The sequence below is a fragment of the Mycetohabitans sp. B8 genome (assembly GCF_021991875.1).
Lineage (GTDB): Bacteria > Pseudomonadota > Gammaproteobacteria > Burkholderiales > Burkholderiaceae > Mycetohabitans.
Genome location: NZ_JAHLKR010000030.1, coordinates 1 through 1,976, shown reverse-complemented (window position 1 = coordinate 1,976; position 1,976 = coordinate 1). Strand labels below are relative to the sequence as shown.

The 1,976-nt window shown below is 58.5% G+C and carries 1 protein-coding gene and 1 pseudogene; both read right to left on the bottom strand.

The window, feature by feature from the left end:
* Positions 1-381 (bottom strand): annotated as a pseudogene (locus KQH60_RS14520) (transposase); the annotation flags it as partial.
* Between the two features lie 70 nt (positions 382-451).
* A protein-coding gene (locus KQH60_RS14515; protein WP_237577118.1) for an IS5 family transposase occupies positions 452-1,257 on the bottom strand; the annotation gives its coding sequence in 2 pieces (ribosomal slippage) (positions 452-927 and positions 927-1,257; 807 coding nt in all).
* Positions 1,258-1,976: the final 719 nt, after the last annotated feature.

Genomic DNA, 1,976 nt, shown 5'->3' with positions numbered 1-1,976 from the left:
GGCTGTTCTCGATGCGCCCCGCGGTGCCACTATACTGACGCTGCACGCCGACCGAGTGCTCGCCTTTCTTGACGAATCCTGTTTCATCCACAATCAGCACGGCATCAGTGGCTCCCAGCTGTTCGACCACATACTGGCGCAGCACGTCCCGCACGGCGTGAACATCCCACCTGGCCCGATCAAGCAATACTGTACGCTGTCTGGTGTCGATTCACCCATCCATTTTGATAGCTGCCAGCCGTTCTTGCGCTCCACCCCACCCAACAGAGCCTTCAAATAGGCCAGTGATCGCTGTCGCGATTCCGAACGACTGAACTGGCCTGCAATCCTTTCGTGCAACGCCACTAGCTCGCGCTCCCATCCTTGCACCAGTGGCTTCATCAATCGTGCGCCACATAGCATCCCTTCGTGATTTTAATTGATCATAGTTACGGCTGTAGTATTAGAGTCGCTAACACAAGTCGTCCACGAAGCGCGAACAGATCACGGCAGCGGGCAAGCAGAGCAAGACGATATGAATGTCCAGACGCCGCTCGAAGCGGATGCGCAGCTTACCCAAACCGGCAAACCAGGCGTGCGTGCGCTCGACTACCCAGCGATGCTGTCCTAGCCGCTCGCGCTTTTCTACGCCGCGACGGGCGATGCGCGCAGTGATTGCGCGTTGCTTCAGATAGCGTCGGCAGCGGGCAAAGTCGTAGCCCTTGTCCGCATGCAGTTTGCCCGGGCGTTTGCGCGGCGAACCGCTTAAGCCCGGCACGGCCGGGAGGGTATCGAGAGTGCGCCCGAACGCCATCGAATCATGCCGGTTGGCACCCGTGACTGTGATCGCCAAGGGAACGCCTCGGGCATCTACAACGAGATGCCGTTTGCTCCCGAGTTTGCCCCGGTCCGTCGGGTTGGGGCCGGTTTCTTGGCCCCCCGGGGGCTGGCAACGCTGGCCGCATCCAGGCTCGCTCGCTCCCAATCAATCTGGTCATGTTCACGCAACCGGCAAAGCATGGCCAGATGCAACCTGCTCCACACGCCTGCGGCCTGCCAGTCGCGCAATCGTCGCCAGCATGTCATGCCGCTGCTGAAGCCGAGTTCCTGCGGTAACTCTTCCCATGGAACGCCTGTATGCAGAACATACAGGATGCCGTTCAATGCCGCCCGGTCGTCAACAATGCGCCGACGCCCGCCTTTGGGTGAAGGCGTGAACGCTGGAATCAACGGCTCCAGCACCGCCCACAATTCATTGCTGATTTTGCGTCTTGCCATGCCCCTAGGATACGGCGCTTACGGCCTGACGTCTAGGTTGCGTTAGCGACTCTTAGTGCCGGCAGTTTTTATCCGATAGCTTTTTGGGCGGCATCCGCTCGTTGCTTCGTACTCGCGCGTTGAACCGGCGCTAACTGATAATGGTGTCTAGCTCCGAACCGGTTACCATCGCCTCGGCGAGCGAGCCAAAGCGATCGCGCTGCGAAATAATAAAAGGTGGTTGCAGTGACGGCGCCGAAAAGGCAAGGATAGTGAACGAACGTGACGTTCGTCTAAGCCTAATCCGCCACGGCGAGAGCGAGCCAACCAATTTTTAGTCGCTTACGCCTGCAGTAACTGTGCAATTCACGAAGCCGAGTTCGGTCTAGCCTAGCTTGCGCTCACTTCGCCCGAGGGGGAAGGTATTGACAGCAGCGCGCCGAATACTTGCAGTGCAACACGTACTGGCATCGCTTGCCCGCTCGGTTCTTGAGGCTCCTGAGGACTGACGCGAGGCTCATGGCTTGGTTGGCTCGTTGCCAGTAGCGGTAGATTACGCGCCTGTCTGACGTCAACTAAAAAAGCCGCCGTGTTGCCTCATGGGATGATGTTACTCTCAGGTAATTGTCACTCTCCGTTTTTTTCAATGAAGGCTGGTGCTGCGTAGCAGCGCCAGCCTTCATCGCGTCGGCATCACCCAGTATTCTGGCTACCAGTTCTCTGGCGCGGTTCGATCGCCA